Here is a 25,070-nt window from a genome sequence, read left to right as displayed (position 1 = left end):
AAAAAAATAGTCCAATTAGATAAACTGGACTATTTGTGAGATATCAATTTTCAAAGGGATTTAAACGCATATTTTCCTTCACCGATGGTCAGCGTTTTTCCCGCTAATTGTTCTGAGGAAGCCTTATAATTAATCTGGGTCAGCTGATTGGCTTGGCCCCGTGCAAAGATAAACTGTTTGTCCCCAATCGACAATGTCACGGATGACGGGTCATGTGAGTCAACAATAGAAAGGTCAAATAAATTCTGCCAATGTTGTGCAGTGGCTATAGGATCCGAGACGGTAAAAAGAGCACTTTCAATCGTCACCTCTCCAGCCGGATGGGGCTGGATGACACCCGTTTCAGCTAAATTCTTCAAGCGCTCCTCATCCGTTCCTTTCCACTGAATGACAAACGGATAAACAAGCCCTTGAAAATCGCCATCAATGGTTACCATTTTCCATTCAATCAACTGGCCATGTGCATTTAAACGTTTCCCAGCCATAATCGGGGATACCGCCAACCCATTTGCTTTCAATCTTTCAACTGTCTCCTCGATATTGTCCGACCGGATTGCCACCCGGCTCAACGCTTCATGTTCAGGCAATGTCGTTACCGCATCCTTTACCACCCGGTTCGGCTCTTGAATAGAGCTGGCCAATTCACGATTCTCGATCGCCAAAAATTCAATGTACGTCAGACCAAAATAACTGAGGGCGTTATAGGTCCCCCAAAACTTATGTGAGCCGCCTTTAAATGCAATCAGCCCATTGTCTTTAAACACTTGAATAGGTTTTTTGAGGTCATTCACATAATGTACGACATGATCCCAGCTTAACGTTGTCAATTGGATTCCTCTCCCAACTCAGTGGTCCGCTTCACAGCCGCCTTGACGGCCCGCTGCAGCCCCGCGGCAAAATCACTGTTGTTTAATTCATAAAGGGCATGGATTCCCACGCCGCCGGCCGAATTATTTATGTCCAGCAATTGTCTTGGGTGCAGACCGCTTTTCTTTAACATTACGACAGAACCAGCAACGTTTTCAAGTGCCACCTGCCAAGCCTGCTCACGTGATAACCCGGCCAGCACACCAGCATCGGCAAAAGATTCGATGAAATAATAGACATAATTGGGGCCGGCAACTCCAAAGCCAGTAAATACATCAATTAATTTTTCATCCAAATAAAGGACTTTTCCAAAGCCGTTTAAAAATGCATCGACTTGTTCCTTTTTTGCATATGGGTTTAAAGCGGCCCCACTGTAGCCCAAACCGGTATCGGTCAATGTATTGGGAATGACCCGGATAATCGGGCGGGTGTCGCCAATGAATTCGCTCAGTTGTTGGATGGTCACTCCTGCCACAATCGATAAAATAGGAATATTGGAACTCGTATACTGGCGGATGGACTCACCCACTTGCGCCAAATGATCCTGCGGCCGGACCGCAATCACGACCAATTCAGCTTCCGCAAGGGGAATGGTCTGGTCAACGGAGTGACGCACTCCGTATTTATTACTTAACAGCTCACAGCGCTGCACATTGATATCTGCCACACTAATCTGGTCAGCCAGTACTACGCCATTTGCGATTACCGCCCGGATCATCGCTTCGGCCATCTGTCCGCCGCCGATAAAATGAATCTGCTTCATGCTTGCCACCTGCTATCCTTATTTATTCGAAGAATCCACTAAAATAAATCCATCATATTTGTCTTGCGATTTGATATAGTCAGCAAAATCCTTTGATTCATAAGCCGCTTTCAAGTCTTTTGCCCATTGTTTGTTCTCATCCTTCTTATTGATAGAAACAATAATCCGGTGCTGTTTTGGTGTATTTTCAATTTTTAAGGCATCGGTAATTTTCTTGCCGGCATTGGCAATGTAGTTACCATTAATAACCCCATAATCCACGTCTTGTAAGGAGACCATAATTTGGGCCGGATCCAATACTTTAAAGGAAATATCATATTTATCAGGCACAACACTGCTTAAATTGAAATCGGTTGTTCCAGCATTTGCTTTGACTTTCACCCAGCCAAGTTCCTCCAAAATTCTGACGGCGCGTTCCTGGTTAACTGGATCATTCGGAAGGGCCACTGTTGTGCCATCCTTCACGTCATCCAGTGACTTATGTTTTTGGGAGTAAAGGCCTTGTGGAGCTGTTGGCACAAAGGTGATTCCCTTCATGTCCATATCGAGCTGTTCGTTAATCCCTTCCATATAAGCAGTACTTTGGAAGATGCTGGCATCAATCGATCCCTCTTTCATGGCCGGGTTGACCTGCATGTTTTGCGAGAAAGTCTTGATGTTCACTTTGTAGCCTTTTTCCTCTAAAATCGGCAAGATGCCCTTGCTAAATTGTTCTTCATAAGTTCCTACGCCAAACCCCACTGTGATTTCCTTTTTCTCTGCTGATGCTGTTTTCTCTGTTCCGCATGCCGATAAGAATAGTAGTAGTCCAATCGCTGCTAATAAGAATAACTTTTTCATCTTTTTAACCCCCTTTTACAAAATAGTATTTTTTAGTTGATATAAGGCTTCATCTTTTACTGTAATTGGAATGGAACAATTCGGCGCCAGGATAAATGGCTGGCCGGCCATCAGGTGCAGTGCTTCCTTGGCCTGCTCCTGGATTTGCCGGATATCATTTTTCGCAAATAATTCATGGTCCACGCCGCCAACCTTAGTTGCTTTTAGGTCTCCTGTTAATTCCAGGTTTCCCGCTGCTCCCGTATCCCAGCTGATTCCTTCAATCGGATAGTCGTTAAACCGCTCCGGCTGGGAATAGGGGCCGCAGGTATGTAAGACCCGCTTTCCATACGAAGCTGCTTCCAGCACGATTAAGTCATATGGCCGGGAAAATTCATTGAACATAGCTTCATTGAATAGTTTAGGATGAGCCGTGCCAGTTACCGCATAAAAGACCCCGTCTGCTCCAGCCCTCTCGAGTTCTGTCACATAATCAGCAAGTGTTAAACTAATCGCATGCAATGCCTTATGTACCCCGCTTCTCTGCTCCGAAAATAAAGCTTCATACGAAACTGGTTCTTCGATGCCAAAAATGGTTTCATAGACATAGGCGGACCTTCCAGCTAAGAACATCAAAACGGTCAAGGGTGAAAAGATGGTTTGAATGATTGGCGTTTCCGGCAGCCCCTCCCGTATTTGTTTGACAGCCTGCAATTGTTCCTGCAGTGGTGCTGAACCTGCAGCAGATTTTGCTTGGATATTCCATACATCTTCCGGTGCAGCTATGGCCGCATTGGTTTGTCTTGGGAAAACGGTGCGATAATCTTGAAAATCATAGGTATTGCCCCAAATTTCTGATAGATAGGTGGCACGCGGATTGATTTTTACCCAATCCCAATCGTACTGTTTGGTAAATTCAATGGTTGTTTCTGCTAAATCCTTTGCATTTTGCTCTTTATCTGTAAAATGGCGCCAGCCGCTTACGATCGGGCGATCGGCCATTTCACCGGACAACAGCGCATTAAAGCGGTCCTTTTTGTTCCATCCACTCATGGATATTCCCTCCTTGTTGTCTACTAAATTTAAAAAATCTAATTTCTTCTTATTTTTCTAGCCAGATAGTTCCCCAAGGATTGAATCCCTTGGACAAATATGATTAAGACTACAACTGTGGCAACCATAACGAATGTATCAAAACGCTGGTATCCATACGAAATGGCCAAGTCCCCCACTCCGCCTCCGCCAACGGTTCCAGCCATAGCCGTGGCACCGATTAAGCCGATGGTCGCTGTTGTCAATGTTAAAATTAACGAACCAAATGCTTCCGGCAGGAGAAAATGCCAAATGACCTGAAAAGGAGTCGCCCCCATGGCTTCGGCTGCTTCCAAAATCCCCGGATTTACATCCAATAACGAATTTTCTACAAGACGGCCAATATACGGTGCGATATAAATAATCGGCGGGACAATCGCTGCGCTCGTTCCAATGGATGTATGGACAATCAATCTCGTAAACGGAATGATGGCAACCAATAGAATAATAAATGGCAGAGATCGGACAATATTGATAACCGGGTTCAAAAGGCTGTAAACCCATTTATTTTGCAGAATGCCGCCTGGCCGGGTCACCACCAAAAAGATGCCAAGTGGAATCCCAATCAATGCGCCAATGAGTAATGACATCCCTACCATATAAATTGTATCGATAATCGCCTGCCCAAATTGATCTGCGGTAATGGTGGTTGAAATCATATGGCTTGCACCTCCTCTACGTCAACACCTTGCGCCTTCAAAAAGGATACGGCTAGTTGGATCGCCTCTGACTTACCATTCAGTTGAATGACCATGTTGCCTAATGTCGTATCCTGAATTTCAGTTGTGCTGGCAAATAATATATTGAATTTGATATCGTATTGACGGACTAACTCATACAAAATGGGTTCGGAGGCTTTTTCCCCTACAAACTCTAGCTTAAATAAATACTGGGTGGTTCCCTGAACAAGCGATTTCTTCATACTGCCCGGCAGCGAATTTTGAATGACCGTCCGGACAAAATTCTCTGTGGTGGGATGCTTAGGATGGCCAAATACCTCCAGAACTGACCCTTGTTCGATAATCTGGCCGTTTTCCATGACGGCCACCCGATTGCAGATTTCCTGGATGACCGACATTTCATGGGTAATGATCATAATCGTGATGTTATATTCCTTATTGATTTTTTTAAGTAATTGCAAGATGGATTGTGTGGTTTGCGGGTCGAGCGCCGATGTGGCTTCGTCACACAATAAAATGGACGGATTGGAGGCCAGCGCCCTTGCGATTCCGACACGCTGTTTCTGACCGCCGGATAATTCGCTTGGATAGCTGTTTGCCTTGTCACTCAGCCCCACGAACTCCAGCAATTCGCTTACCCTCGCTTGGATTTGTTTTTTATCCTTTTTGGCTAATATAAGCGGCATGGCCACGTTATCGAAAACCTTTTTGGATTCGAGCAAATTGAAATGCTGAAACACCATGCCAATTTTTCGTTTGACCGCCCGCAATTCTTTATCATTGTAGGTATCCAATGCTTTTCCTTCTATTAGGACCTGCCCCTTTGTGGGTCTTTCCAAATAATTCACCAGGCGGATTAGCGTGCTTTTTCCAGCCCCGCTATAGCCGATAACACCGAAAATATCTCCTTTTTGGATCTTTAAATTAATTCCTTTTAATGCCTCATTGGAGATTCCTTTTCGATAGAAGGTTTTATGTACGTCTATCAGTTCAATCATATGCAGTCCCCTCGTTCCCGCAAATTTCTTAGTAAGAAGTAAATAACACAGTTTTTTTATCGGAATAATTGGATGCTATCATTTTCAAAAATATCCTTCAATAGTATGTGATTTTATTCACAAATATGTAAAAATTAGCAGTATATTTCATGATTTTTTTGAAAAATTCTTGACTTTCCCCTCTATTTGATTCTTGGAAAAAAGTCCTTTAAAAATAACCATATACTTTATGTTACAATTGGTGATATTCCGAACCGATTAGGATTTTAAAAATATAGGTGGTGAGTGTTCTATGAAAAAAGTTGGTTTAGTCATGAGGAAGATCCAGTTTACAGAGAACCATGGACCGCGGATTTTTGCGGAAAGGTTAAAAGCGATTTGCCGCGAGTTTGGGGTTGAAATTGTATTTATTTCACCGGAACGGCATGTGAGCGGCTATGACCACCTTCCTGGATACGAACATGAGAAAGGCGATCTGGTAAACTACGATGTTGTTTTGGACAAGCTTTATGCCAAAAACATTGACCATGTGATATATACTGTATCGGGATTTACTTTTTTAAAAATGTTTATAAAAAATGGCGTGCTATTCCCGCATAGTTTTCCTGATCCTGCTTTGACCGGCTATGAGATGATGAAACCCTTTTACTCCATTGTCGACAAGGCGATCGTTCAGACTGAGTTTCTTAAGCGGGAGCTACATTCTAATTTTGGGGTGGATGATATCACAGTCATACCGATCGGGTTTGATGAAAGATTAGCAGAAAAGCATTTTGATCCTGCTCAAATCGTGGATAACCGCGTCCTTTGGATTGGCAGGGACGAAGAGAACCGACAACCCCAAGTAGTGCTGGAGTATGCAAGGCAAAATCCTCACGCAGAAGTGGTCATGGTGTTTGGCGGAGAACGTTACCGAGAAAGCGTCAAGAAATACAGTATTCCAGATAATGTGAAACTGGAGTTTGCTCTTTCGCAAGATGAGGTTTTTGCTCTGATGAACACAGCCAAAGTGTATTGGAATAGTTCTAAGTTTGATACCTTTGCCATGCCGTTAACAGAAGCCTTGGCCATGGGTAAAATTATCGTAAAGCCTTCACATCCTTGTTATAGCCACATAGATTCAAGACATACATTTTCAGGTAACGACCAAAACTGGTTTGAGTTAGTGAACATGGCTCTAGCCTCGAATGCAAAATATTCACTAGACAATCGCATTGCCGGCTTTGAGAGATTTTCAAGCACCGTGATGAAAAAAGGCTACTATGACTTCTTCGATCAATGGCTAGCAGGAGTGGGGCCTGTCCCCCAGCCTACTAACGCCTTAACACGTTAAATCAAAGAATTCCTTCTTAGATACAAGGAGGGGTTCTTTTTTTATAATTTCGTGTTCGGGATGCATGAGATATAATGATATATATGAAAGGAGAGGTGAATACATATGAAATATCGTTCATTAGGCAATACCGGTATACAGGTAAGTGAAGTCAGTTTCGGAACATGGGCAGTCGGCGGCAGCTGGGGAAAAACAAATGACGAAGAATCGCTAAAAGCTATTAACTACGCCATTGAAAAAGGGGTCAATTTCTTTGATACAGCCGATGTCTATGGTGATGGACATAGCGAGGAATTGCTGGCTAAAGCAACAAAAGGGAAAGAAGATCAAATATTTATTGCCACGAAGTTTTGCCGAAAAGGAGATATCCACGACCATAATAATTACTCCTATGAAACCGTAAGCTCTTATTGCGAAGCTAGTTTAAAGCGTTTACAGCGTGAAGCAATCGATTTATATCAAATCCATTGCCCCGCAACAGATATTTTAAAAGACGGAGAAGTTTTCCACGTATTGGACCGGCTTCAACAAGAAGGAAAGATTAGAAATTACGGGGTTAGCGTTGAGTCGGTCGAAGAAGGACTAATCTGCTTAGAACACCCAAATGTGAAAGCTCTGCAAGTCATCTTTAATATTTTCCGGCAAAAACCACTAGAGGAGCTTTTCCCTAAAGCATACGAACAAGGAGTGGGCATTCTTGCAAGGGTTCCTCTTGCAAGTGGATTACTGACAGGCAAATTTACAAGAGACCATGTCTTCGAACAGGACGATCACCGCCGCTACAATGAAAATGGTGAATCTTTTAATGTCGGGGAAACCTTCGCTGGTGTAGGTTTTAAAACTGGAGTAGAACTCGCAGATCAGTTAAGGTGGATTGCCGATGGAAGACCATCGATGGCAAGTGCAGCACTCCGTTGGATTCTTGATCAAAAAGAAGTATCCTGCGTAATCCCAGGTTTTAAAAATTCCGGGCAAATCGACAGCAATCTACAAGCATTGGATACTGTTCCTTTCACTCAGGAGGAACTCGCCAAGCTCAAAAACTTCTACAATACTCAAGTTAAAGATTTAATTCGCGGCGTATATTAATTTAAAATGTTTATATCTGCGATACTACAAGATATGGTGTAGTAAAAGAGCATCCGATACGTTGGATGCTCTTTTATCTGTAATTTTCGTAAGCCCTCGATTTTTTCCCGGGAAATATCGACAAAAAACGAGCAGTCCTTGGTACTTAAACTAGGTGCTAGTTGGAAGAAAACTAACTGTTAACTTACTTAGCGTTATACTTCATCCCCATATAAAGCCAACCAGAATGCAGTTCGTCTAACATTTGCTTCAATCTTTTTTCTCTTGTTTCCGGACGTTTAGCCCGTGTAATCCACCCAATATAATCGTTTTGCTGATACGGAGGCCTCATTTTGTATCTTTCCAGTAAATCTGCTTCTTGCAATCTCGCTTCCACATCGTCTGGCATCGGGTAGACAGCACGTTTTAACCTTGATATGTCCATTGAATCTCCTCCCATCTCATCAGGAACTTAACCAAAATTCCATTGCAACATCCAGCTCTCTGCTTAATTCAAGTTTCCTTTCATAAAGCCTGTTAAGTTCCTGATAGTCTTTTTTTCCGTCAGCCATGACCAAATCTATTTCACTAATTTCCTTCTCAAGACTCTCTATCTTTACAAGAGCCTCGGCCGCAGCGGCTTCCTTCTTGATATCTTTATTACCTTCCCTTTGTTTCTTGACCTTATCAACCTTTTTAACAGGCTCATCATTCTTCTGGGAACTGTGCTTCTCCTTTTCAATCTTATAATCATTATAATTTCCAGGATAGCTTTTCAATAAACAATCCTCTAAAGCAATCACCCGATCAGCCATTTTATTAATGAAATACCGGTCGTGTGAAATAAAAAAGATTGTGCCTTTAAAGTCTTCTAGAGCCTCCTCCAAGGTTTCTATGGAATCAATATCCAAATGATTCGTCGGCTCATCCAGAATTAACAGATTGATTTCTTGATATAAGAGCATCGCCAGCTTCAGCCGGATCCGCTCTCCCCCTGACAACTGTTTTACCTTTTTAAACACACTGCTTTTATAAAACATGAATTTTGCCAAGTACTCCCGAGCCTTGCCCTCAAGAATGGAAACATCCTCCCGAAACGCCTCAAGCACGGTCAGCTCTTCATTTTTAAAAATAATGTTCTGCGGCAAATAAGCTGCCCGCACATTAGCACCTAACTCGACCACTCCGTGATCCGGATGCACCTCACCCAACAGCATCTTTAAGAACGTGGTTTTCCCGCTGCCATTTGGTCCGATCAACCCCACTCTTTCGCCGTAATGAATCATCATATCAGCTTCTTTAAAGATTACTTTGTCCTGATAGCGCTTAGAAAGTCCGGCTGCCTTAATGGTCTCCTTTCCGGATCGATGTGTCGCTTTAAAGTCGAGCCGCATATTCCGCCTCTCAAAAATGGGCTTATCGATTCGCTCCATTTTATCAAGCTTCTTTTGGATGCTTGCCGCTCTTCGGAAGAACTTGTCATTACCTCCGCGCATCGCCCAGTCCCTCAGAGTCGTGACGGTATGCTCCATATTGCCAATCTTTTTTTGCTGTTCTCGAAAATGCTCATATTGAATCCGCAAATTTTCTTCTTTCTGGCTGACAAACGAGGAATAATTGCCCTTGTAGGTGATGGACTCCATATCCTCGATTTCCACGATTTTTGAGACGACATTGTCAAGAAAATATCGGTCATGAGACACGATAAGAACTATTCCTTTATAGTTCTTCAAATACCCCTCCAGCCATTCAATTGATGGCATATCCAAATGGTTGGTCGGCTCATCCAGCAGTAAAAAGTCCGGTTGATGGATTAACAGCTTTCCAAGCACGACCGTTGTTTTTTCACCGCCGCTAAGCAAATCAAAATCTCTATTTAAAAAACTGTCAGAGAAGTGAAGGCCGGTACAAACCCTGCTTATTTTTTCTTCTCGTTCGTAGCCGCCTTTTACTTCATATAAATGGAAAAATTCACTGTACTTACTTAACGCCTTCTCTAACTGGGCACCATCCAATGTCTTCATTTGTCCCTCTAATTCGCGCATCTGCTTCTCGATGCTGTCAATTTCTTCAAAGGCCGAATTCAATACATCGTTGACCTTTAACCCCTCCGGATATACCGGTGTCTGTTCCAGATACGCTCTGGTGGCACCGCGAGGCAGGTGAATCAGCCCCTCATCGTACCCAGGGCTTGAAGTCTGCGGATAACCGGGGTAATAATTCATTGGTTCGATGCCGGCAATTAGTTTAAGAATGGTGCTCTTGCCGCTGCCGTTCGCACCAACAATCCCGACCTTTTCCCCTTCATATGCTTCAAGGCTTATATTCTTAACCACAAGGGTCGCTTCCATAAACTTTTTAACGCCTTGCAACTTCAATTCCAACATAAGAATTCCTTCTTCCATCCATAATATTTCGATTTTATGGACAAGGCAAAAAAAGACATTATTTACTTGAAAAATAAAAAAGACCATAAGAAGAGGGTTCTTCTTACAGTCTTGTGTTCTTGAATATAATTTCATACAGACTAAAGCAAAAATTTGCTCAAAGCATGCGGAATACTTAAATTAAAGTACCCAAAATTATAATCCCGATATCAGTAAAGTAAGTTACCATCTAATTTGCCTTGGTTCCATAAAGAGCATGCCAAATAAACCTGCATAATTAGGCAATTCTCCACTCCTTACAAAATCCTATTAATTTTTTAAAAATTAAAATTGGCAATTAGCTGGTTCCATAAACTTACTTCCCTCCTCTGGTATTTCCTTTATTATCCCATTTTTACATATAATTGTAAATATAAAATCAACCTGCGTAACCCTGGGTTAATTGATTATTATATAGGTTGAAATAGAAACCATTCTTCCTTAATAGCTCATTATGGGACCCTTGCTCAACAACTTCGCCATTATTGATGACCAATATGGCATCTGCCTCCCGGATGGTGCTGAGCCTGTGGGCAATGACAAAACTAGTTCTGCCCTTCATTAGAGTCTTCATCGCCTCTTGGATGTGAAACTCCGTCCGGGTATCTACACTGCTGGTGGCTTCATCCAAAATGAGTACCGATGGATTGGCTAGCACCGCTCTGGCTATGGTCAACAGCTGCTTTTGTCCTTGGCTAAGGTTGCTTCCTTCCGCTTGTAACTCCGTGTCGTAGCCCTTAGGCAGCTTCCTGATAAACGAATCGGCATTCGCCAAACGAGCCGCTTCCTCCACTTCTTGATCCGTCGCATCCAGACGGCCATAACGGATGTTTTCCCGAATCGTTCCGGAAAACACATAAGCATCCTGCAGCACCAGTCCGATATGTTTTCTTAAAAATTGTTTGCCCATTTTATGGATGTCTTTACCGTCAATTAGAATCTTGCCGGATTGAATTTCATAGAATCGCGTTAATAGGTTAATGATGGTCGTTTTCCCTGCCCCAGTAGGGCCTACCAATGCAATCATCTGGCCAGGCTCAGCATGGAACGTAACATTCTTCAGAACAGGAGCATCCGGTGCATACCCAAAGTAAACCTGATCAAAGGTGACGTCTCCAATTATTTTTTGGTCAGACTCCGTAACTTTCTCATCTGAAAATTCCGAATCTAGCTCCATTACCTCAAAAACCCGCTCCGCACCGGCAATGGCCGATTGAAGCAAATTGTATTGGTTAGCCAATTGATTAATCGGCTGGCTGAATTGGCTGGAATAGTTCAAGAAACTCACGATAATCCCAATTGTAATAATATCATGGTAGGTAAGAATTCCACCGACGGCAGCAATAATCACAAAGGTCAAATTACGCGTCATATTCATCAGCGGTCCCATCGAACCGGAAATGCTTTGGGCCTTCAAACCCACTGAACGCAATCGTTCGTTCATCTCGCGGAATTCCTCCAAGGATTTTGCTTCCCGTCCAAACACTTTAATGACCCGCAGGCCTGAGATGCTTTCTTGGACAAACCCGTTGACTTGGCCCAAGCTTTTCTGCTGTTCAGAAAAATACTTGCGTGTATATTTCGTTATTTTTTTCGTTATTGTGGTAATCAACGGCACCGTTAACATGACAATTAGGGTCATCCAAACACTTAAACTCAGCATCATCGCCACACTGCCCACGAGCATGAACACACTGGAAATCAGCTGGACCACTGTCTGGTTCAGTGTATTGGACACGTTTTCCAAGTCATTGGTCGTTCGGCTCATGAGCTCCCCATGTGTTCGTTGGTCAAAAAACGGTATCGGCAGCTGCTGATATTTTTCAAAAAGATCTTGGCGCATTTCCTTTACCGTATTCTGAGCCAACCCCGCTGCGACATATTGCTGGAGCCAGGTAAATACTGCACCTAAAAGGTAAACTCCGAGCAAGGCCATACCCATGAGCAAAAAACCGTTTAGTTGGTGAGGGATAATATAATGGTCAATCGTTTTTCCGATTAAATAAGGTCCCAATAGCGCGAAGCAGGAGACTAAAGCGGTGCAAATGATGACAAGCCACAGGGCTTGCTGCTGCCTCTTTAAAAAGGCCCATATTCTAAGCAGGGTCCTCTTCGCATTCTTTGACCTTTCTTTCGGAACCTCGCCTGGCCGCGGGCCCCGATTAGACATTTGAAAAGGGTTTGGATTATTGTTAGCTTGATTGCTGTTGTTCGACATAATACTCCTCCTCCCTCCCACCATATTGGGACCGATAAATATCCTGATAGACGGCACACGTTTCCATCAATTGTTGATGGGTCCCGATACCTGCAATCGCACCATCCTCCATGACAAGAATTTTTTCAGCGTTCATCACGGACGAGATTTTTTGGGCGATTAAGAATGTGATGCTTTCTTTCATTCTATTGGCTAAGGCATCACGGAGCCGTTTTTCGGTCCCCAGGTCCAGGGCACTCGTGCTGTCATCCAAAATTAAAATGGGAGGCTTGACCAGCAGGGCTCGGGCAATGGCGAGCCTCTGTTTTTGTCCGCCCGACAAATTGACGCCTCTTTGCCCCACCTTTGTTTCATAGCCGTTTGGCAATCTGGTGATAAAATCATGCGCCTGGGCGATTTTGGCAGCATTCTCAATCTCTACTTGTGTGGCATCTGGTTTACCAAAGGAAATATTATCCTTTATGGAACCTGTAAATAAAAATGATTCTTGGAGAACCATCCCGATTTGGCCTCTCAGCTCTGGCAAGGGCAGCTGTCGGCTATCCTTCCCATCTAGCAAAATCGAACCAGCCGTGACATCATACAATCTCGGAATCAGCTGGACAAGCGTGGACTTGCCGGAACCTGTCGACCCGATGATGGCGACGGTTTCTCCTTGAACGGCTTCAAAGCTGACTTCCCGCAAGATCGACTCTTTTTGATTAGACAATCCTCCATATGAGAATCCAACCCTATCAAACTTGATATGTTTTGCTTGAACGTTGGAGTCCTTTGCTATTGGATTGCTTTTAATAGTTGGTTCCGTTGATAGAACCTGTTGGATCCGTGTGGCAGAAACATTGGACTGTGAAATGTTCACAAGCAGGGTACTCACCATTAGCAAGGACGAAAGAACTTGTGTGACATAATTAATAAACGCCACCAAATCCCCCACCTGGACAGACTTCATCCAAACCAAGTCCCCGCCGTACATCAAGATGCCAACCAAGCAGGCATTCATGATGAGTGTGACAATCGGCGTATTCATCGCAATGACCCGAGCCGCTTTTATGGCCGACTGTGCGTAGTTTTTATTGGCCTGTTCAAATTGGTTTTTTTCATAATCCAAACGAACAAAGGCTTTGACTACCCTGATGCCGGCCAAATTTTCCTGAAGCCGATTGTTCACGGCGTCTAGTTTAGCTTGGACGTTAGCAAACAACGGATAAGAATATCGGATAATGACAATCAGGATGAAAACCAAGACAAACAGTGTCCCTAAAAGGATGAGTCCCAAATGGAGGTTCAGTAATAGCGCCATGGTCACGCTGCCGATTAATAATCCGGGTGTTCGGATCAATGACTGCAAAAATATTCTCAGTAAATTTTGGACTTGGACGACATCATTGGTCATCCGTGTAATTAATGACCCTGTTTGAAAGCTATCCAGATTTTCAAACGAAAAGGTTTGCACCTTTGTGAATAGGCCTTCCCTAATATCGGCACCAAAATTCTGCGATGCTCGGCTGGCAAATATATTGCATCCAACGCCTCCCAATAAACCGAGTATCGCCACTATCACCATTAGGGCTCCTGTATGCTGTATGGTTTGCAAATCTCTCCCGACCACTCCCTGGTTGACGATCTTGGCCGCAAGGGTCGGCTGGAGCAAATCCGAAAACACTTCAATCAGCATAAATAAGGGTGCGATTAAAACCGATTTCCAGTATGGTTTTATGTAGTGTCTTAATCCCCACATGTTTTTTCTCCTTTACTAAACATTCATATCTGCCTCTCGGGCATTTAGGGCTCGCACTCCTCGTTAGGGATTATTCGATGACCCTTCATCCTCTAATTCTCCCAGTCTAGCGCTCTTTGTCCTATCTACCACTTCGTAGAGTTCAAATTGCTGGATAAATTCCTCGATAATAAGCTCAACCGCTTTTAACTCCCCAAGAATAACCGGTTTGATTGCTTGGAACTCTGGCGCCTCTACTTGCTGCTTTAAGGACACTTGTTTTAAGCGAAGCTTTTCTAAAAAATCCAGTGCCCGTCCGCGGCGGAAGGTTTGTGCCCCACAGCGATCCTTTCGTTTATGCCTCCCTCCCTGATGCTTTTCACCTTTCCAATGACTATTCATATCTTCGTTCTTCATCTAGACCCCTCCAGTGCATACAATTGTATACATTCATTTTATAGATTAATTATTTGTGGATAAAATGTCAATATATTCTGTTATTAATGCAAACTAAAAAAAGGCTGAAAGAAGACAAATCTCCTTACAGCCTTTATAACTACTTTTCGTCAAACTTTGAACCACCATATAGGATACCTTTTTGACTTTTTAAGATATCAGCTTTTCCTGAGGGAAATAACTTTCATTTATTGAAGCGGACCGCCCGTTTCTTCAACATCCGTTAGTTTAGAGAACTTTTTATAATTATGGCGGAACTTCATCGAGAGTTCTTTGGCTTTCTCAGCGTAAGCTTTTGGATTCTTCCACGTTTTATGAGGCTGGAGAACATCATCTGGAACTCCTGGAACATGAAGCGGAATGCACAATCCGAAATAGGGCTCTTTGACCGTTTCAATATGGTCCAATGCCCCTTCAATAGCAGCATTCACCATGGCTCTAGTATAGGAAAGCTTCATTCTTTGGCCGACACCGTATTCTCCTCCTGTCCAGCCTGTGTTAACGAGAAAAACATTGGCGTTATCCTCGATAATCTTTTGAATAAACATTTCTGAATATCGAGTGGCAGGAAGCGGCAGGAAAGGTGCTCCAAAGCAGGTCGAAAAGGTTGCTTCAGGAGCTGTAACACCTCGCTCGGTTCCAGCCAGTTTCGATGTATAACCGCTTAGGAAGTGATATTCGGCCTGTTCCTTTGTTAATTTGGAAATCGGCGGCAAAACGCCAAAAGCATCGGCTGTAAGAAATATAATCGTTTTAGGGTGACCCGCCAGGCTTGGTTCAACAAAATGAGTAAGCGCATCAAGTGAATAAGCGGCACGCGTATTCTCCGTCAAGGTAGAATCACCAAAGTCAGCTACCCTCGAATGGGTGTCGGAAACAATATTTTCAAGAACGGTGCCAAATCGGATCGCGTTAAAAATTTCAGGTTCTTTTTCTGGAGATAGGTTAAGCGTCTTCGCATAGCAGCCGCCTTCCATATTAAAAACCCCATTTGCTGACCAGCCATGTTCGTCATCACCGATTAGCCAGCGGTCTGGATGGGCGGATAAAGTGGTTTTTCCTGTTCCGGACAAACCAAAGAATAGGGCAACGTCATCTTCACGGCCGACATTCGCCGAACAATGCATAGGCAAAACACCATTTTCAGGGAGCAGATAGTTCATAACCGAAAAAATGGCCTTTTTCATTTCACCTGCATACTCTGTTCCACCAATAAGGATGGTCTTCCGCTCAAAGGAAACTATGATAAAGACTTCAGAATGGGTCCCGTCCACCTTTGGGTCGGCCTTGAAACCAGGAGCACAAATGACAGTAAACTCAGGTTGATGGTTTTGTAACTCTGCTTCATTCGGCCTGATAAATAATTGATGGGCAAATAGGTTGTGCCATGCATATTCATTAATGACCCTTATGGGCAATTGATAAATAGGATCAGCACCAGCAAATCCCTCAAATATAAAAAGTTCATCCTGTTGGTCCAAATAATGTATCATCTTATCAAGAAGCTTGGAATAGTAGTTTTCAGAAATCGACTGGTTAATGGAGCCCCAGGCAATTTTGTTTTTGGTTGTTTCCTCCTCGACAATAAATTTGTCGCGGGGTGAACGCCCTGTATATTTTCCAGTGGCCACACTGATGGCACCCACTGATGTTAGTTTCCCCTCTTTACGCTCTATTACCTTTTCAACCAATTGTGGGACCGATAATTGTTTGTGCACGTTATCTTTTGACAAAAGCTGAACTATTTCATTCGTAAAAAGAATGGAATTCATATGGCGGGTACCTTCTTTTTTATTTTATAGAACTGCCGTCATTTCAATTTGCACCCTGAGTCCTTCTCGTAAATTCTTAACAGATGTATGCCTTGCAGGACGATCGTCTTCATTCGGGAACATTTTAAGCCACTCTACATTAACTATTTTTTTATATTCACGGTCCGTCACGGATACACTTAAATGAGCAATATCGTCGGTCGTCCCACCGGCAAGCTCCATAATCTCCCTCATATAATGAAAAAGATTGGCCACTTCGTCTTCCACCCGTTCTGGCATCTCGCCTGTTTCAGGGTCCGATCCAATAATGGCTGAAGTGTAGACCATATTTCCAATTTTTACTGCGGTGGGGATTGGGTTCTGGTGGTTCGATCCTTTCACATGTAAAACTTCACGTTTCGCCATACCATTCACTCCTCTCGAAATAGTTAAGCTCGACCGTTATCTCAATTCAGGTACTAAATGTTTTTTAAACTCCGCTTCATCCTCATAATAAATAACTTGTTCATTTTCCAATGTCGGCCTTAAGTTGTAAAAGTCTACACTTAATTCGCCTCTGGCAATTTTCTCTTTGGTTCCTTCTTCTGTTAGTAACCGTTGCTTAGATGAATCTAATGCAAACTGCAGATCTGACTTTTTGACCACCACTACCCCGTCATCATCTGCCATAATCAGATCCCCCGGCTCGACAGATGTCCCTCCGCAGACAGTTGGCGCATTCACCCAGCCCCCCTTTATCTTGGTAGTTCCTTGGGAGAAAACAGCCTTCGTCCAAATGGGAAAGCCCAGTTCACGGATTCTGGCGACATCTCTTATTCCTGAGTCAATAATGACGCCTTGAACTCCGCGCTTCATCAAAGCGGTTACAATTAATTCCCCAATCATTCCGGCTGTCCCTTCACCAATGGTTGTAATGACGAGGACATCACCAGGTTTGCACACTTCAACGGCAGCGTGAATCATCAGGTTATCGCCTGCAGGGCAAACGACTGTAACAGCAGGACCGCAAATCATCCTATTGTTTAAAATAGGCTTCAATTGATAATCCATGAGGCCAAGTTTTCCCTGGGCTTCGTAAACGGTGGAAACATCTAGCTGTTTAAATTCTTCGATGATTTTTTCGCCAGGACGGGTAATGTTTTTGAGGACATATTTTTGCATTAGATAAATTCACCTCCAACATAAGGGAAAAAGCGGCTAAATGCTTCCGCATACTTATAGTCATTATTGCCGGAACATCTTCGGGCATGGTTTCCGCGAAGCTGGGCTTTTGCTCCGTAGTAATCTATTAAATGTTTTTGGGCTTTGAAGCAATTCATGGCGGCCTGTTTTTGTTCAAAGGTTTCCGTGATATCGATAATCACTTCAGGCTTGAAGTCGCTGATTTCGGATTGGTGTGGTTCAAAGCCGAATATGCTTGCTTGTTTGGCCGTTTTGGTGCCCTCGAGTCTCACACCATTGGAAGTTGATAAAACGCCTGCATCAAATACATACTTTGAAACCGTTTCGTGGTCCGGATTAAAGGCATCCCGCGGCCCATGTGTAAGAATATGATGTGGCCTAACCTCTCTTATCTTACGAACCAGGCAATCCATTCTCTCAGAATTAATTTCCATATGATAATCCTGATAATCCCAAATTTCAAAGTTTTCCACACCCAAGCACTGGGCAGCTGCTTCAATTTCACTCTGGCGATGGGCTTTCACATTTTCCATTGTCTGACCTTCAATATTCCAAAGGTCATTGGATTCTCCCCTTGCCCCGTAGCTTAAAATAACGAGGTGTACATTGGCGCCATGCTTAACGTATTTGGCAATTGTCCCGCCGCCTCTCCAAACAAAGTCGGCAGCGTGTGCGCTAACTACTAATAGATTCGTATTATGATCAATCATGTGTCTTCCCCCAGTTTTTTTATAATCTATTATTCCGATATTGTTGAACAATTTTGTTTAAAATCATTATAAAATGTTCAATATATCCGTGTCAATAATATTCACTAAATTCAGAAAAAAGGTTTGTTTAAAACAAAAGGCAGAGATTGCTCCCTGCCTCCTTTTCTACTCCATGGTGAGATTAGCTAATGCATTCAATACTTCACGATAGTCTTCAGGGACTTGGTGGTTTAACTGTCCCCTTAAATCTATTTCTACCAATCTCATTAACTTTTCCTTGGCCGCTTTAGACATAGACGAGTCCACCTCCAGCATGTCGAGTGTTTTGATGACTTCTCCCATCTCCGCTACCCTGCGTTCAGCATGGATGGCCGTTCTTGTCATCAGCATATTTGCCGTCTCTTCAAATGATTTTTGCCGAAACGTTTCAGCCAATGAATCCATAATCATTTGGTCTGCCCCGTATTTGTGTGAAGCCTGCAGCGTTTCAAACAGCAGCATCGTATACCCTTTCATAAAAATGCTTCTAAACATTTTGATTGCCGATGAACTCCCGGCTGTTTCATTGATCATTGTAAGATTCATACTAAAATCTCGGCCGAACTGCAAGAATTCTTTTGCCCCGCTCCCGCTGATAAAAATGGGAACTTGATGTTTTCTTAATGGAACCGGCTCCATTACTGCAGCATCCACAAACTTGGCACCTGTCTCTTTGACCAAAAGCGCAATATTTTCCTTTACCATAGGTGAAGCTGCATTCAAATCAATATAAATTTGGTCTGCTGCCAAGTATTCCTTTGCTTTAACCGCAATTAATTCCGCCACTTTCGCACTTGCAGCACAGAAAACAATGGGACAATTTTTAACCAAATCGGCTAATGAGTCTGCCAGACTAATATTTAATTGGGCCGCACGCTCCCGAATGGTTGGACCCAGTTCTGCATGGTGGGCATTCACGTCAAAAGCGTGAATTTCTATTACCCCTTCACCTTGAAGACCTTGGGCCATTAAAAAGGCTGCTTCTCCTAAGCCAATAAATCCGATTACAGGGACTGGCATGGGAATTCCCCCTTACATTTATTATAAAAACAATATTGTTCAACAATCGCAGATACAGCATTTAGTATACTTCCACACTTTTATTTCTGTCAATATAGAATTATCTGAAATCTATTAAGCATAAAAAAATGGTGAAATCTCTCTCACCATTTAAATAATAAAACGTTTTAAGACAAATAGGCATAGTGGGTTTGTATCGTTTTCCGGATGTTGAAGATATGAAGCCTAACCGCTTTGTCCGCCAGCTCTTCATTACGTTCCTTTAACGCCTTTAGGATATTTTGATGCTCCGTCAGTGATTCCTGGTTTCTGCCGGGAATCAGGATAGTTCTGAGCTGATATCTTAACAATTGGGTTTTGATAACGTTGATCATTTCTACCGCTTGTTTGTTTTCTGATGCCTTATAAATGATACTATGAAACACTTTATTTAAACTGGAATATTCATCATACCGGTTATTTTCAAGGTGCCCCTTCATTTGCCCAACAATCTTCTCCAATTCTTTCAAATCCGGCTCCGTTAAATGCGCCACTGCTCTCCTGGCCACTAATCCTTCCAAGACTTCCCGGACTTCCATATAATTGAGAACTTCATCAAGACTGTATGATTTGACATTGGCCCCTTTATTTTCTTCAATGTCCACTAAATGCTCCTGCTGCAGTTTTAATAAAGCTTTCTTGATGGTATTTCGGCTGACGCCAATATCCTTCGATAAATCAATTTCATTCAATTTTTGTGATGGTTTATAGGTACCATCCAATATTCGTTCTTTTATGAATTGATAGGCAATATCCATCGGTCGATTCATTCCTATATTCCCTCATTTACCAATATTGTTTAACAATTCTATTATACATAATTTTATGATAAGTTTCACTACCAATTAGTGTGGCAAGTAATATACTTCAGACTATTTAGATTATTGTGTTGACTTGTTGTAAACGGTGTCATATACTCGAATTGTTGAACAATAATGTTAAAACATAGGAGGGGAGATAATGGTTCAACGGGAAGAGCCGATACATGATATTGCGCACCTGGGCCATGTGGAACTGTTAACGCCAAAACTGGAGGAAAGCGTTTCTTTCTTTACCGATATTCTTGGCATGCAGGAAGTGTATAGATATGGAGAGTCTGCCTATCTTCGCTGCTGGGGAGATTATGAAGAATATTCCTTAATCCTGACCAAATCAGCTCAGGCCGGAGTAGGCCATACTGCCTTAAGAACGATGAGCCCGCAGGCCTTGGAAAGACGGGTAAAGGCCATTGAAGCGACTGGACTTGGAATTGGCTGGATTGATGGGGATAAAGGACACGGCAAGGCTTATCAATATAAGGGTCCTGACGGCCATTTAATGGAGCTTTATTATGATTCCAATTACTATGACCCGCCAGAGCACCTGCGGCCAACCTTAAAAAATCAGCCGCAAAAATTCACCGGCCACGGTGCTGCTGTAAAAAGCCTGGACCATATCAATTACTTGTCTTCTAACCCGGAGGCGGACGGCGATTTTGCAGAACAATTCCTTGGTTTAAAATTGACCGAACAGATCCAGCTTGATAATGGCCGCCGACCTGGCGTATGGTATAGGGCAGCCAATAAGTCCTATGATGTCGTCTATACACAGGATGCAACCGATTCCAAGGGCCGCTTCCATCACATCGCATTTGCGGTTGATACGAATGAAGGGATTTGGCGGGCCGCAAACCTTTTTGTCGACCATAACGTGTTCATCGAGTTCGCTCCAAGCAAGCATGCCATCAATCAGACCTATTTTGTATACGTTTACGAACCCGGCGGCAACCGAATTGAAATATGTTCCGGCGGCTACTTAGTGTTAGCGCCAGACTGGAAACCGATTACATGGACAGAAGCGGAGCGCAAGCGCGGACAGGCTTGGGGTAATCAAACCGTCCCGACATTCCACTCCTATGGAACTCCCGTTGTCCCGGAAAAAACTCCTATTGAAAAATAAACCGACATGGTCCCAAGAATGATGGGACCATTTCCTGTTTCATTTACCAATTTAGACAGATGCTTCAATTTTATTTAATAGTTTTAACAAAAAAAAAGGAGGAGAATGGCATCGCCCGCACCAGTTCTCTCCTGCTATTTTTTCAGCAATAAATAAATAAAATACGGAGCCCCAATCAAAGCAGTCATGATTCCGGCGGGAATGCCATCCGGTTCAAGGAGATTTCTTCCAATCGTATCAGCAAACACGAGCAGCCAGCCTCCGATTAGAACGGCAATCGGAAGATATAACTGATGCCTCGGACCAATTAATGCTTTAGCAATGTGGGGTGCCATTAATCCGATAAATGCGATTCCTCCCGTTACGGAAACTGCCGATGCAGCTAGACCGACAGCGGCCAGCAAAAGAACCATCCGTTCTTTCTCTATCGATAAGCCCATGCCTATTGCAATCGGGTCATTTAGATTAAGAAGGTTGAGCCGGTTTGCTTTATAAAGCGTATAGGGAATCAGGATTACCAGCCATGGCAAGATCGCCCAGATGAACGGCCAATCCGTTCCCCAGATATTCCCTGCAAGCCACCTAGCGATAAAGTCCACCTTTTGCTGTTCGGCCGATGAAATAAGGACAATCATTGCTCCTGACAGAGCCATCGAAAACCCAATACCAACCAAGATTAACCGAACCGGTTGAAAACCCAGGCCCTTTTTATAAGAAAACAGATAAATAAGCAATGCCGTGACCAAGGCACCTACGAACCCAACGGCTGGAAGTAAGTAAGCAAATGAGGCAGCATCAATCGGAAAATATAAAAAGAAGACAGCAATCCCTACACCTGCCCCGGAATTAATCCCAATGATACCTGGGTCGGCCAGGTCATTTCGCGTCAACGTTTGCAGGATGGAGCCAGAAACCGCCAGCGCAATCCCGGCAAGCAGTGTAACGACAATCCGCGGCAGCCGGATGGAAAACAACACAAATTCCTCTTTAAACGTACCATTGCCAAGGATTGCGGGGAGAATCCGATTATAGGAAACGGACGAGTATCCCAGACCAAGGCTTACCACGATAGTTCCTAAGATGAGTATGGCTAGTAAACACAGAATGATTTTTTGTTTTCTGAGGATAGATGGATGAATCATGAAATGGTCTTCCCCCCTCTATGGACGATGAAAAGAAAGAAAGGCAGACCAATCATGGAAACAATTGCATAAACAGAAGTTTCATAAGGCGCATTGATGGTCCTCCCAATTGTATCGGCGGCGAGCATAAAGGCAGCCCCAATGATTGCCGACATGGGCAGGACAAAACGATAATCCGTCCCGACGATCATTCGGACAATATGTGGAACCATCAGGCCAAGAAAAGCCATATTTCCGACCAGGGCCACGGAAGCTCCTGCAAGCAGAACAATCATGACAAACAGGATGAATTTGATTTGGGTCGTTTTCTGCCCTAATCCTACTGCAACCTCTTCGCTTAAACTCAAGATTGTCAGCTGTCGGGAAAGATAAAGAGATATGAGGATGCCGGCCACAATAAACGGAATAATGATTTTCACCTGGTCCCACGAGGTGCCCATAAGTCCTCCGGCTGTCCACATGGATACATCTTTAGAGATTTTGAAATATAAACCGGTGCCTTGCGCAATGGCATTCAAAAAGGCAGTAACAGCTGCACCGGCAAGCACAATCCTTAATGGAGAAAAACCGCCTTTTTTCATCGTCCCAATGCCAAAGACCAGAATCACTCCCACTGCTGCTCCAATAAAACACGCAATCGTTATGGCTAAATATCCGGCTGAAGGAATCAAGGCCATTACAAATGCCAAGGCTGCATTGGCACCTGCTGTTAGTCCCAACAGGCCTGGATCTGCGAGCGGATTACGGGTCATTCCCTGCATGATAGCTCCTGCAACAGAAAGCGCCGCACCAACAAAGATGGCGGCAACCTCCCTTGGCAGGCGAATTTCCCGGATCATCGTAATCGTATCTGTTTTTTCATTGGAAGCAATCGCCAGCCAAACTTCTTGCACACTGGTTTCTGCCGCACCCAATTTCATCGCTGCCAAAAACGCACCAATTAATATAATCAGTCCAAGGATGAATTTATATATCAGTGAAATGGCATTTTTTTGTGTCACCATAGGCATCACATCTTTCCGATTAGCAAGAAGAGGAATTCACCGGGAATTCCTCCTGCCAGTATTTATTAGTCTAAAAATGATTTCTTAAAGAATTCCAATTGATACTCCAATGAAATCGGGTCATTGAAGTAGAATGCCTTCGCATTGGCTTCAAATACATGCTTGTTCTTTACAGCAGGGATATTCTTATACGTTTCGGTTTGTTGGAAGGAAGTGTCGTTATCGGCATTTTTACTAAAAATGATATAGTCCCCGGCATAGTCTGATAAAACCTCAGGCGAGATGGCATAATATCCTGGTTTAAGCGCGTCGGCTTTCACTTTTTCAGGCATATTCAGTTTCATTTCCTGGTAGAGGATTTCGGTTCCCCGCGCCCAGTTATCCCCAAAAACATATAGCTGCTTGTCAAAGTTTTCTATGACAGACACGGTCGCGTCCTCACCAATCTTCGCTTTTATGTCTTCCCCTGCAGCAGCAGCGTCCTTTTTAAACTGTTCTACCCATTTCTTCGCTTCATCTTCTTTATTTAGCAGTTTTCCAATCTCAATATGTTGATTGAGGTAATCCAGTTTTCCGTACGTAAAGGTAACCGTTGGAGCAATTTCCTTTAATTTATCTACGTTTTTAATGGTAGATAGTCCGATAATCAAGTCAGGATTTAATTCAATGATTTTCTCAAGGTTTTCATCGGTTACTTCTTCAACATCTTTTAGCTGTTTAAATTCCGGGTTCATTTTTGACCACGAATCAACCCCGACGATATTTACCCCAAGTGACAGCACGTTACCTGCAAAAGAGGATAGAACAATCACTCGTTTGGGATTGGCGGGCACTTCCACTGGACCGGTCTCTGATTGGTATGTAATGGTATCAGTTCCTGCTGTTTTCTTATTGTCTTTTGACCCTTCCGATTGATTTGCTCCTCCACAGGCACTAAGTATGAGCACCAGAATAAGCAGGATAGACAGGACGGACTTCTTCATTTTCATCTTCTCCCTTAAGTAAATTATAGGTGATGCACATTGGCTTTTGGGTGCGCGGATCCTTTCCAATCACGGCATCCACTTGAAACACATGTTTTAACACTTCCCGGTTAATCACTTCTTCTCCAGACCCGGTCTTTATGATATTTCCATCTTTCATGGCGATGAGATGGTCGGCAAATCTTGCGGCTTGGTTCAAATCATGAAGAACCATAATGATGGTTCTTTGCTGTTCCTGATTTAGATGGTGCAAAAGTTCGAGGATTTCGAGTTGATGAGCCATGTCCAAGTAGGTAGTTGGCTCATCTAGGAAAATCATATCGGTCTCCTGTGCCAAAGCCAAGGCAATCCAGACCCGCTGGCGCTGGCCTCCCGATAGAGAATCAACCGCTTGGTATTTGTAGTCGGTTGTTCCCGTCACATCCATTGCCCAGTTAATCACATCCAAATCCTTTTTGGTCAGTCTCCCGAATCCTCTTTGATAAGGAAACCGCCCGTAGGAAACCAATTCCCCTACCGAAAGCCCCGCTGCGCTTTCCGGAGTTTGCGGAAGGATGGCCATTTTTTTCGCCAAACTCTTGGTGTCTTCCTTGGTGATGCTTTCCCCGTCAAGGATGATGGATCCGGATTGGTGGGAAATGATTCGCGAGATCGCTTTTAACAGGGTTGATTTGCCGCATCCGTTTGGGCCAATGATGATGGTAATTTTTTGGTCAGGAATTTCAACCGACAAGTCTTTCACGATTGTTTTTTCCCCATAACCCACTTCCAAATGAGAGGTATACAACCGGACCATTACGTTGC

24 protein-coding genes are annotated in these 25,070 nt (G+C 43.4%); 3 read left to right on the top strand and 21 right to left on the bottom strand.

Going from position 1 to position 25,070, the window contains the following annotated elements; all coding sequences use genetic code 11:
• Window positions 1-50: 50 nt before the first annotated feature.
• Genes ACY8D0_RS24220 through ACY8D0_RS24195 form a run of 6 tightly spaced genes read right to left on the bottom strand, consistent with a single transcriptional unit; the run spans window position 51 to window position 5,219 of the window.
• On the bottom strand, window positions 51-827 hold the full coding sequence (locus ACY8D0_RS24220; RefSeq protein ID WP_462413005.1) for a VOC family protein: 777 nt from the start codon (window positions 825-827) through the stop codon (window positions 51-53).
• A complete protein-coding gene (locus tag ACY8D0_RS24215; protein WP_462413004.1) occupies window positions 824-1,630 on the bottom strand; it encodes a pyrroline-5-carboxylate reductase family protein in 807 nt (268 codons plus the stop codon). Before ACY8D0_RS24215 ends, ACY8D0_RS24220 begins: the two co-directional genes overlap by 4 nt.
• Before the next feature lie 18 nt (window positions 1,631-1,648).
• Window positions 1,649-2,470 (bottom strand): MetQ/NlpA family ABC transporter substrate-binding protein, encoded by an 822-nt coding sequence (locus ACY8D0_RS24210; protein WP_462413003.1) that lies wholly within the window; start codon window positions 2,468-2,470, stop codon window positions 1,649-1,651.
• Between the two features lie 15 nt (window positions 2,471-2,485).
• The gene (locus tag ACY8D0_RS24205; RefSeq protein ID WP_462413002.1) at window positions 2,486-3,502 is read right to left on the bottom strand and encodes a uroporphyrinogen decarboxylase family protein; all 1,017 of its coding nucleotides are present in this window, start codon (window positions 3,500-3,502) and stop codon (window positions 2,486-2,488) included.
• A gap of 38 nt (window positions 3,503-3,540) precedes the next feature.
• Entirely contained in the window at window positions 3,541-4,200 is a 660-nt protein-coding gene (locus ACY8D0_RS24200) for a methionine ABC transporter permease (protein ID WP_462413001.1), read from the bottom strand.
• Window positions 4,197-5,219 carry a methionine ABC transporter ATP-binding protein gene (locus ACY8D0_RS24195; protein ID WP_462413000.1) on the bottom strand — a complete coding sequence of 341 codons (1,023 nt, stop codon included), beginning with the start codon at window positions 5,217-5,219 and terminating at the stop codon, window positions 4,197-4,199. Before ACY8D0_RS24195 ends, ACY8D0_RS24200 begins: the two co-directional genes overlap by 4 nt.
• A 292-nt stretch (window positions 5,220-5,511) precedes the next feature.
• Here ACY8D0_RS24195 and ACY8D0_RS24190 point away from each other — a divergent pair, with 292 nt between their 5' ends.
• Together ACY8D0_RS24190 and ACY8D0_RS24185 are read left to right on the top strand one after the other, a co-directional pair.
• Complete coding sequence (locus ACY8D0_RS24190; RefSeq protein ID WP_462412999.1) at window positions 5,512-6,552, top strand: glycosyltransferase; 1,041 nt, start codon at window positions 5,512-5,514, stop codon at window positions 6,550-6,552.
• Window positions 6,553-6,657: 105 nt separating this feature from the next.
• Entirely contained in the window at window positions 6,658-7,641 is a 984-nt protein-coding gene (locus tag ACY8D0_RS24185; RefSeq protein WP_462412998.1) for an aldo/keto reductase, read from the top strand.
• A gap of 184 nt (window positions 7,642-7,825) precedes the next feature.
• Here the strand turns inward: ACY8D0_RS24185 and ACY8D0_RS24180 are convergent, their stop codons facing one another.
• From ACY8D0_RS24180 to ACY8D0_RS24130, 11 genes are all read right to left on the bottom strand, one after another.
• A complete protein-coding gene (locus ACY8D0_RS24180; RefSeq protein WP_462412997.1) occupies window positions 7,826-8,065 on the bottom strand; it encodes a YdeI/OmpD-associated family protein in 240 nt (79 codons plus the stop codon).
• 19 nt (window positions 8,066-8,084) lie between these two features.
• On the bottom strand, window positions 8,085-10,007 hold the full coding sequence (abc-f, locus tag ACY8D0_RS24175) for a ribosomal protection-like ABC-F family protein (protein WP_462412996.1): 1,923 nt from the start codon (window positions 10,005-10,007) through the stop codon (window positions 8,085-8,087).
• A 418-nt stretch (window positions 10,008-10,425) separates the two neighbouring features.
• Window positions 10,426-12,264 (bottom strand): ABC transporter ATP-binding protein, encoded by a 1,839-nt coding sequence (locus tag ACY8D0_RS24170; RefSeq protein WP_462412995.1) that lies wholly within the window; start codon window positions 12,262-12,264, stop codon window positions 10,426-10,428.
• Window positions 12,239-14,002, bottom strand: coding sequence for an ABC transporter ATP-binding protein (locus ACY8D0_RS24165; RefSeq protein ID WP_462412994.1), 1,764 nt, complete (start codon window positions 14,000-14,002; stop codon window positions 12,239-12,241). The genes ACY8D0_RS24170 and ACY8D0_RS24165 overlap by 26 nt, the downstream gene beginning before the upstream one ends.
• A gap of 63 nt (window positions 14,003-14,065) precedes the next feature.
• A complete protein-coding gene (locus tag ACY8D0_RS24160) occupies window positions 14,066-14,398 on the bottom strand; it encodes a hypothetical protein (protein ID WP_462412993.1) in 333 nt (110 codons plus the stop codon).
• Between the two features lie 227 nt (window positions 14,399-14,625).
• Entirely contained in the window at window positions 14,626-16,209 is a 1,584-nt protein-coding gene (gene pckA, locus ACY8D0_RS24155) for a phosphoenolpyruvate carboxykinase (ATP) (RefSeq protein ID WP_462412992.1), read from the bottom strand.
• A 24-nt stretch (window positions 16,210-16,233) separates the two neighbouring features.
• Window positions 16,234-16,614, bottom strand: coding sequence for a RidA family protein (locus ACY8D0_RS24150; RefSeq protein WP_462412991.1), 381 nt, complete (start codon window positions 16,612-16,614; stop codon window positions 16,234-16,236).
• Window positions 16,615-16,650: 36 nt separating this feature from the next.
• Complete coding sequence (locus ACY8D0_RS24145; RefSeq protein WP_462412990.1) at window positions 16,651-17,370, bottom strand: 4-carboxy-4-hydroxy-2-oxoadipate aldolase/oxaloacetate decarboxylase; 720 nt, start codon at window positions 17,368-17,370, stop codon at window positions 16,651-16,653.
• A complete protein-coding gene (locus ACY8D0_RS24140) occupies window positions 17,370-18,101 on the bottom strand; it encodes a PIG-L deacetylase family protein (RefSeq protein ID WP_462412989.1) in 732 nt (243 codons plus the stop codon). The genes ACY8D0_RS24145 and ACY8D0_RS24140 overlap by 1 nt, the downstream gene beginning before the upstream one ends.
• 165 nt (window positions 18,102-18,266) lie before the next feature.
• Window positions 18,267-19,160, bottom strand: a complete 894-nt coding sequence (locus ACY8D0_RS24135) for a DUF1932 domain-containing protein (RefSeq protein ID WP_462412988.1) — start codon at window positions 19,158-19,160, stop codon at window positions 18,267-18,269.
• 167 nt (window positions 19,161-19,327) lie between these two features.
• A complete protein-coding gene (locus ACY8D0_RS24130; protein WP_462412987.1) occupies window positions 19,328-19,969 on the bottom strand; it encodes a GntR family transcriptional regulator in 642 nt (213 codons plus the stop codon).
• Window positions 19,970-20,159: 190 nt separating this feature from the next.
• Between ACY8D0_RS24130 and ACY8D0_RS24125 the strand changes: the two genes are divergently transcribed.
• Window positions 20,160-21,137, top strand: a complete 978-nt coding sequence (locus tag ACY8D0_RS24125) for a catechol 2,3-dioxygenase (RefSeq protein ID WP_462412986.1) — start codon at window positions 20,160-20,162, stop codon at window positions 21,135-21,137.
• A 134-nt stretch (window positions 21,138-21,271) separates the two neighbouring features.
• On the opposite strand, the gene ACY8D0_RS24120 is transcribed toward ACY8D0_RS24125, so the two are convergent.
• The 4 genes from ACY8D0_RS24120 to ACY8D0_RS24105 all read right to left on the bottom strand — a co-directional run bounded on the left by ACY8D0_RS24120 (window position 21,272) and on the right by ACY8D0_RS24105 (window position 25,062).
• Window positions 21,272-22,279 (bottom strand): FecCD family ABC transporter permease, encoded by a 1,008-nt coding sequence (locus ACY8D0_RS24120; protein ID WP_462412985.1) that lies wholly within the window; start codon window positions 22,277-22,279, stop codon window positions 21,272-21,274.
• The gene (locus tag ACY8D0_RS24115) at window positions 22,276-23,283 is read right to left on the bottom strand and encodes a FecCD family ABC transporter permease (protein WP_462412984.1); all 1,008 of its coding nucleotides are present in this window, start codon (window positions 23,281-23,283) and stop codon (window positions 22,276-22,278) included. Before ACY8D0_RS24115 ends, ACY8D0_RS24120 begins: the two co-directional genes overlap by 4 nt.
• A 65-nt stretch (window positions 23,284-23,348) precedes the next feature.
• Entirely contained in the window at window positions 23,349-24,266 is a 918-nt protein-coding gene (locus ACY8D0_RS24110) for an iron-hydroxamate ABC transporter substrate-binding protein (RefSeq protein ID WP_462412983.1), read from the bottom strand.
• Window positions 24,217-25,062 carry an ABC transporter ATP-binding protein gene (locus ACY8D0_RS24105; RefSeq protein ID WP_462412982.1) on the bottom strand — a complete coding sequence of 282 codons (846 nt, stop codon included), beginning with the start codon at window positions 25,060-25,062 and terminating at the stop codon, window positions 24,217-24,219. Before ACY8D0_RS24105 ends, ACY8D0_RS24110 begins: the two co-directional genes overlap by 50 nt.
• Window positions 25,063-25,070: the final 8 nt, after the last annotated feature.

This window comes from Neobacillus camarae (genome assembly GCF_054950115.1).
The sequence above is the reverse complement of the archived record's forward strand: the minus strand, read 5'-3'. Positions and strand labels throughout refer to the sequence as shown.

Excerpts from the sequence above, each read along its gene's own strand:
- ACY8D0_RS24130 (WP_462412987.1), bottom strand. The coding sequence starts at position 19,969 with ATGAATCGACCGATGGATATTGCCTATCAATTCATAAAAGAACGAATA.
- ACY8D0_RS24105 (WP_462412982.1), bottom strand. The coding sequence starts at position 25,062 with ATGGTCCGGTTGTATACCTCTCATTTGGAAGTGGGTTATGGGGAAAAA.
- pckA (WP_462412992.1), bottom strand. The coding sequence starts at position 16,209 with ATGAATTCCATTCTTTTTACGAATGAAATAGTTCAGCTTTTGTCAAAA.
- ACY8D0_RS24140 (WP_462412989.1), bottom strand. The coding sequence starts at position 18,101 with ATGATTGATCATAATACGAATCTATTAGTAGTTAGCGCACACGCTGCC.
- ACY8D0_RS24145 (WP_462412990.1), bottom strand. The coding sequence starts at position 17,370 with ATGCAAAAATATGTCCTCAAAAACATTACCCGTCCTGGCGAAAAAATC.
- ACY8D0_RS24150 (WP_462412991.1), bottom strand. The coding sequence starts at position 16,614 with ATGGCGAAACGTGAAGTTTTACATGTGAAAGGATCGAACCACCAGAAC.
- abc-f (WP_462412996.1), bottom strand. The coding sequence starts at position 10,007 with ATGTTGGAATTGAAGTTGCAAGGCGTTAAAAAGTTTATGGAAGCGACC.
- ACY8D0_RS24210 (WP_462413003.1), bottom strand. The coding sequence starts at position 2,470 with ATGAAAAAGTTATTCTTATTAGCAGCGATTGGACTACTACTATTCTTA.
- ACY8D0_RS24135 (WP_462412988.1), bottom strand. The coding sequence starts at position 19,160 with ATGCCAGTCCCTGTAATCGGATTTATTGGCTTAGGAGAAGCAGCCTTT.
- ACY8D0_RS24115 (WP_462412984.1), bottom strand. The coding sequence starts at position 23,283 with ATGGTGACACAAAAAAATGCCATTTCACTGATATATAAATTCATCCTT.
- ACY8D0_RS24170 (WP_462412995.1), bottom strand. The coding sequence starts at position 12,264 with ATGTCGAACAACAGCAATCAAGCTAACAATAATCCAAACCCTTTTCAA.
- ACY8D0_RS24180 (WP_462412997.1), bottom strand. The coding sequence starts at position 8,065 with ATGGACATATCAAGGTTAAAACGTGCTGTCTACCCGATGCCAGACGAT.
- ACY8D0_RS24185 (WP_462412998.1), top strand. The coding sequence starts at position 6,658 with ATGAAATATCGTTCATTAGGCAATACCGGTATACAGGTAAGTGAAGTC.
- ACY8D0_RS24120 (WP_462412985.1), bottom strand. The coding sequence starts at position 22,279 with ATGATTCATCCATCTATCCTCAGAAAACAAAAAATCATTCTGTGTTTA.
- ACY8D0_RS24160 (WP_462412993.1), bottom strand. The coding sequence starts at position 14,398 with ATGAAGAACGAAGATATGAATAGTCATTGGAAAGGTGAAAAGCATCAG.
- ACY8D0_RS24215 (WP_462413004.1), bottom strand. The coding sequence starts at position 1,630 with ATGAAGCAGATTCATTTTATCGGCGGCGGACAGATGGCCGAAGCGATG.
- ACY8D0_RS24205 (WP_462413002.1), bottom strand. The coding sequence starts at position 3,502 with ATGAGTGGATGGAACAAAAAGGACCGCTTTAATGCGCTGTTGTCCGGT.
- ACY8D0_RS24125 (WP_462412986.1), top strand. The coding sequence starts at position 20,160 with ATGGTTCAACGGGAAGAGCCGATACATGATATTGCGCACCTGGGCCAT.
- ACY8D0_RS24200 (WP_462413001.1), bottom strand. The coding sequence starts at position 4,200 with ATGATTTCAACCACCATTACCGCAGATCAATTTGGGCAGGCGATTATC.
- ACY8D0_RS24165 (WP_462412994.1), bottom strand. The coding sequence starts at position 14,002 with ATGTGGGGATTAAGACACTACATAAAACCATACTGGAAATCGGTTTTA.
- ACY8D0_RS24195 (WP_462413000.1), bottom strand. The coding sequence starts at position 5,219 with ATGATTGAACTGATAGACGTACATAAAACCTTCTATCGAAAAGGAATC.
- ACY8D0_RS24190 (WP_462412999.1), top strand. The coding sequence starts at position 5,512 with ATGAAAAAAGTTGGTTTAGTCATGAGGAAGATCCAGTTTACAGAGAAC.
- ACY8D0_RS24110 (WP_462412983.1), bottom strand. The coding sequence starts at position 24,266 with ATGAAGAAGTCCGTCCTGTCTATCCTGCTTATTCTGGTGCTCATACTT.